Source organism: Nostoc sp. JL33 (assembly GCF_017114985.1).
GTDB lineage: Bacteria > Cyanobacteriota > Cyanobacteriia > Cyanobacteriales > Nostocaceae > Nostoc.
In genome coordinates this window covers 1-5,903 of the sequence record NZ_JABXKP010000025.1, presented here as the reverse complement: position 1 = coordinate 5,903, position 5,903 = coordinate 1, and the positions used below count along the sequence as shown (strand labels likewise).

Sequence of the window (5,903 nt, the reverse complement as noted above, 5' to 3'; positions counted from 1 at the left end):
ATACATTTTGGCAGTTTTTGACCCCTCTTTTTTCAATCTTGGTGAGAAATCCGGGCTTACATCATTAAAAACGAGTGGCGAAATGGCGATCGCACAATCTACTGGTATGAGGGTAGTAATTCAAGTGCCCTGATTGCCCAAATCTCGGCAGCGCTAATGAGCGGACAGAAAATCATGGTAGTTTCTGACTCCAAACGTTTCATTAAGAAACTTGAACAATCATCAAGAGTGCAAATATTCGACTCGACTGAATCATCACCCTCCGAAAATACTTTGAGTCAATCTAATCGGGGCATTGGTAGTCATGCACAAAAACTACGTATTTGGTCTGTCCACTCCGATAATTCTGGTAGTGAAGAAAACGTCGCTTTCATCAAAGATATCACCAACGCCGTTAAAAACCTCGATGCTTTGTTCACTTCCCCCAGCCTGGGAACCGGAGTAGACATTGCCGAATATCATTTTGATGTTGTATTCGGTGTATTTCATGCTGTTTCCCAAACTGCTACTGAATGCGCCCAACAACTTTACCGCTATCGCCCAAAAGTTCCGTTTCACGTTTGGGTGGCCCCGCGCCCTCCCTTCGGTTACAAAGATACCAATGCTACCAAGATTAAAGAACGACTCCTGCAATCGAACGAAATGACGGCTTTTTTAATTCGCATTCACAGAGATTCGGGTAAACGTGGTGCTGAAAAAGATTGGGCGTTGGATGCCTACTGTCAAATCCAGGCTAACCGTAACTATTCTCTGAATAATCTGCGTGATGATTTGCTTCTGCTCCTCACCGAGATGGGTAATACCTTTATCTCAGTCGGCAGTGACGATGATGACCAATCTCTTGAACGGATGAAAAATGCAGCGACTGCTTTGGACACGGCCCATTATTCATCTGTTGCCAAGGCTAATAATATTACAGCGAGTGAGTATCGTCACCGCAAAAGCAAAGATTACCTCACTCCCATAGAAGTTTTTGAAAACGAGAAGTTTCGCATTTTTGACTCTTACGGCATCGACGTTACACCGGAACTAGTCGAACTCGATAATGGCGGTCGATTAATCAAAGCGATCGCTGGACTTGAGGCCATTTTATCAAAGCCAGAGGGAATAGTTAAAGATGATGCCACGGGCAGAGAATACCCGGAACCTCCAAAACTTGTTACCACCAAAGATCGTGCCGAACGAGAAAAGCTACTTCTCTGTATGGACTGGGGGAATTACTCGGCTCGGTGGCTGGCACGGTTCAACTTGGGTTTGCATCATCTCCTTGAGCGGTTAGTTGCCGGTGGTGAAGTTAATGCCAACGACCCAGACTTAATAAAGATGATTGCGATCGCCTCATCTTGTGCAGCTCAGGTTAAAGCAATTCTTGGGTTTACTGTCCCGTCGGAGTGTAAACCGATTTGGTTGCTGGGCACTTTAGTCGAGCAGTTGGGGTTAAAGTTGACCTCCCGTAAGCAGGGTAAGCGCGGTCAACAGGTGAAAATTTACTCGCTATCAAAATCGGAATTAGAATTTGCCTCACACGTAATTGCTCACCGCCAAAGCAAACGGTCGCAAACTGCATCATCTGAGAGAAGTTATCAGGCTACAAGAGAGTCTGGCTATGGGGTTGAAGCTGATAATCGCTCCGTATCCACCCCCCCCCATGATTGTATAGTGAAACCCCTACTAGAGGGGGAGGATACTACCGAATGTGACCCATCCCCGACAGATCGCACGACCCTACTCCATTGTGTGGAAATGCTACGCTCTGGTATCAAGCAGGGGGTAGACGCAATTAAAGGCATCCTTCAGCGATGGGCTGGTGATTTGCGCTGGGATACGGTGCTGGAGTTGGAAGCCATCGCTCTTGATGAACTGCGACGAGTGGAGGATCAAGTCCCGGAATTTTATGCCTTACTGAATGAAGATGTGTTGCCGATGTCAGGTTAACTTCTCTCTCTTGATTAACCAATTGATTTTTCGGGGGAGAGCAGCAGATTTTTCCCTATAGGAATTGTATTGCTTGTCGTAAATAGAGCTACTTCCGAGAATAGTGTGCTGACACTTTTAGCTTCGAGAGATGTTAATACAGGCTGTACTTCAACGCAGTTAGCTAATTAGTTGTGTTTCTGATTTAACTGCATCTACTTTGGTGGCGTTGAGTATATGCAGTTGGAGATCACGAAACTCAAATTCTAGTTGATAAACTTCATTGAGAGTAAATTGAGAAGAAGTATGAAAATAAATCTTGCGGCTAGGAGAAACTTTTACCAGAATGGTATTGCGTCTGGTAATTTGTGTTACCCGACCCACACAAATTGATGGCTTCATTTCTTCAAGTTTTTCTTTGATTTGGATACTGACCACAACTCCAGTAGAAGATGTAATGGGAACGCACTTCCATATTCCTGTTCCTTGGGACTTACTTCCACGAATTTTGATTTTTTCACTGCTGTCAGTAATTAAATATCCGTCTTCAATTTGTCCTGACAAACACCATGAAATTTCCATTTTGCTCATCTCTAATTAAATGTCCATTAAGTTTAAAGCACTACTCGAGTTGGGTCTAGCTTTCAGGTAGCGATCGGTGATCGCTAAATTGGCATGACCCAAAGTTTCTTTCACCAGTACCGGATTAGTCCCGCGCTCAATGGCGTGAGAACCGTGGGCATGACGTAACCAGTGAGCCGAAACCAGTTCGCTTAATCCCGCTTCGATTGCGATCGCTTTGACAATCGGGTGCAAGTTTTGACGGTCGAGGTGTCCCCCCTTTTGACTTGGAAACACTGCTTGATTGGAGTCAGCCAAAGCTTTGAACTCCATTAATTCCGTCCAGAGTTTCTGCTTGATGAGAATTGTCCGATTTTTACTGCCTTTGGCTTTTCGCACGTACACCTGACCACTGTCGCCACGGGGTGTCAAATCTCCCCAAGTTAGCTCACAGATTTCACTCGCCCGTAACCCTGCCTGATACAGGAGTTTGATAATTAACAAATTACGTAGGGCTGTGTACTGTCGCTTAGGAGTTTTAGCATCAGCTAAATGCTTAGAAGCTGCCCGTACCAACAATTTAATATCAGCCTCATCCAGATACCGTTCGTTGATTACATCCGGCAGTTCACCGAGTTTTAGCGCCATACCCACATTAAAAGGGAGATATCCAATTTTATGAGCGAAACTAATCAAGCTTTTCGCTGCGGCAATATATATCCGCTTTGTACTTTCAGCATTGCCCCCCAAGTCAGCTGCGTATTCTACCAAGTCTTCATAGGTCACTTTTTTGAGGGGTTTGTTCAAAAATTCCAGAAATCGCCGAATGTAGCGTCGGTAAGAGATGATAGATGACTCTGCTTTTCCCTCCAACCACAGCGCAATCAACTTCGCCTCCGCCTGGGCTACTGGCAAGGAAGCGATCGCCTTTCTATGCGCTGTTATGTGGACAAGAGAGAGCGTCATTTTTATAACTCCCTTAATAATCAGACACAATCATAGTTTCGTCTGGTTTTATAGTGTATGATTTTTATTGTCCTCCCAAATGGTCATTTCAACTCACTGTTTCACAACGGAAAAATTCTCATTTTTTGCGTATAGTACACTCATAATACGCAGAAAAGTGATACAAGCAATACCACTACTGGCTATACCTTTGGCATGGTGGAGAGAATATAACATCTCTCCCATGCAGCGGTAAGCTGCAAATTAATTATACGTACAGCCAAGATACAAGAATTAGCTGTCAATCAAGAACATACACCTATTCGTCAGGCAGTCATTGATTACAGCATATTAGATTTGGAGATCGATCAGATTGTTCGGCGGTTGATTGCTATGCACTCAGCGATAATACGGTTAATATCAGGTAAATAAAGTACATCTAATAAGAACTGTAAAATTACTGCACTAAATCTGAAGCAGTATTGTATTGTCACTTTGGATATTATTCAGTCTATTAGAGCAACAATTAGCGTTAGCCAAAGGCTTTGGCGTACCCTTACTCAAAAGCTTGCTACGCGTAGCGTCTCTAAGAGTTGCCATCGCTCCGTTTTATTTTTATTGCTCTCATTACTTCTTTATTTGTTACAAATGTTGTTTTTCTGCGAAAGGCGATCGCTCTACAACGTGGTTTGCGCTCATGAGTGTAGGCGTAGCCCGTCACTATCAGGTGATAGCCAACTTCATATCTTGAGGAAGATATTGTGGATGGCATGTCAATATGATCAATCCTCTACTTCCGGCTCACCAATTGTCTTCTGTGCGCCATGACGAATAGGTCGGCGATTTCCATATACTGAGGCAGAGAAATTGTATCTCTTAATACCTAGTATTGTGTGTTCACATTTAAGGCGATCGCTACTTTTTTCTCGATTGGTCTGACTGAAGGCTGGATTGCAGGTGCAGGATTAGACACAGTTTCTATTGAACCTCTACCGCCAGAAAGTCCTCTATGGTCATTACCTAACCTCTTGATTACACCCCATACTTCCGCAATTTCCCCAGCATTGAAAGAACGCATTACCGCCTTGTTTCTCGATAATTTAGAGCGTTACCCAATACTGCTCGGTTAAGGGAAAATAGATGGTGGAATAAAGAATATTCTGTTCGCGTGTAAGTTACGAGAACAAAAACAGATGAAAAGGTTGCTTGTACCTGAAGGCACTCTCAAAAAAATTAATTGTCAATTACTCAGAATATTTAAAACCTGTTGAACTATAAATTGAGGATGAACAATTTACTGCATCGCCCAAATGAATCTATTTAACTTACCTTTTTAAAAATTTCAAAGGATAGTTGTTGTCGAGGAGTACTATTATTTCTATGACATCGTTTTTTACTCTTATACTTTGAGCGAGTTTTCTTGACTACCCTCGGATTAGTTCTACCTTGTGGTGGTGGGATTTCTAAGTCTAATATTTCCGAAATTAACCACGATATATATATATTGAGATTAGTCGAATTATCTATGTTCTGTTGAAACTGGGGGATGGCACGTCGAATCACTCTTAAACTTCCAGTAAAACTTAAACGCAAAGGGGAAATCCCGGCTATTGTTGCACTTTTAAACATGGTTGCACGTATGCAATAATGTCCCAACAACCAGCCATAAATTTCTTGAACTACTTCACGAGGGTTTTTAGAACGGATAGGAGTTTTACGACCATTAAGATGAACTTTTAACTCATCCAAAGTATTCTCTGCCTCCCAACGCAGGTGATACTGTTGAGCTAGGAGCAAAGCAGGAAAAGTCGAAATATCCATCAAATCGGTAATCAGACGATAAACTTTTTCTGTACCATTCTCTTCAACAACATATTCAATTACACGGATTGGGATTCGGGTTGCACCCAACTTTAGAGACTGACCATCCGGTGCAATCCATGACTTATAAGAACCATCATCAAAAGTTTCAACGACCTCGAACTTAACGTGGGCTGGCACACGACCAAGAATATGGCTTTTTTGTTTGATTGCGGCATGAACCATCTTAAAGGAGTGTAAGCCCCTGTCCCAGATTAATAACATATCAGGTTCAATACTTCGTAGTAGTTTTAAAGCACCCTTTCTCTCACCAATTCGATAGGGACTAATGAATGCATCAGTAATTAAATGAGTCCCTGCTTCTACTAAAAAGACTAATCTGGCTTTAGGAAATGCTGGATATGTACCAGGTCGCGAACCTGGATAACCAAATACTCTAGCATTTTCTCTTGTGTCAGGAACGTCCATTACTGTTCCATCTACTGCCATTATTCTCAGTCCTCCTAAAAAAGCATCTGGTGTTAACAGCGTTGCTAATGGTTTAGCAACCATTTCAAATAAACGAGTCATTACAAATGCTCCGGTTCGTTGCCGTGCTTCGGTAATTGATGAAGAAGTTGGTGTTTTAAAACGTATTAATTCCGGTATACGTAAACAGGCCA

The 5,903-nt window shown here is 42.6% G+C and carries 5 protein-coding genes and 1 pseudogene; 2 read left to right on the top strand and 4 right to left on the bottom strand.

The genetic code is table 11. The features are described 5' to 3' along the window. Nucleotides 1-174 precede the first annotated feature (174 nt). Nucleotides 175-1,935 carry a hypothetical protein gene (locus tag HWQ23_RS05935; protein ID WP_292824920.1) on the top strand — a complete coding sequence of 587 codons (1,761 nt, stop codon included), beginning with the start codon at nt 175-177 and terminating at the stop codon, nt 1,933-1,935. A 159-nt stretch (nt 1,936-2,094) separates the two neighbouring features. Here HWQ23_RS05935 and HWQ23_RS05930 read toward each other — a convergent pair whose 3' ends face one another. From HWQ23_RS05930 to HWQ23_RS05920, 3 genes are all read right to left on the bottom strand, one after another. Next, entirely contained in the window at nt 2,095-2,496 is a 402-nt protein-coding gene (locus HWQ23_RS05930) for a hypothetical protein (RefSeq protein ID WP_292824917.1), read from the bottom strand. Nucleotides 2,497-2,511: 15 nt separating this feature from the next. Next, a complete protein-coding gene (locus HWQ23_RS05925; protein ID WP_292824914.1) occupies nt 2,512-3,441 on the bottom strand; it encodes a tyrosine-type recombinase/integrase in 930 nt (309 codons plus the stop codon). Nucleotides 3,442-4,006: 565 nt separating this feature from the next. Then, on the bottom strand, nt 4,007-4,192 hold the full coding sequence (locus tag HWQ23_RS05920; RefSeq protein ID WP_292824911.1) for a hypothetical protein: 186 nt from the start codon (nt 4,190-4,192) through the stop codon (nt 4,007-4,009). Nucleotides 4,193-4,355: 163 nt separating this feature from the next. On the opposite strand from HWQ23_RS05920, the pseudogene HWQ23_RS05915 reads away from it, so the two are divergent. Next, nucleotides 4,356-4,550, top strand: a pseudogene (locus HWQ23_RS05915) (NAD(P)-dependent oxidoreductase); the annotation flags it as partial. Between the two features lie 190 nt (nt 4,551-4,740). Here HWQ23_RS05915 and HWQ23_RS05910 read toward each other — a convergent pair. Continuing rightward, nucleotides 4,741-5,903 (bottom strand): IS4 family transposase (locus tag HWQ23_RS05910; RefSeq protein WP_292824908.1); only part of this gene is annotated, 1,163 nt, incomplete at its 5' end.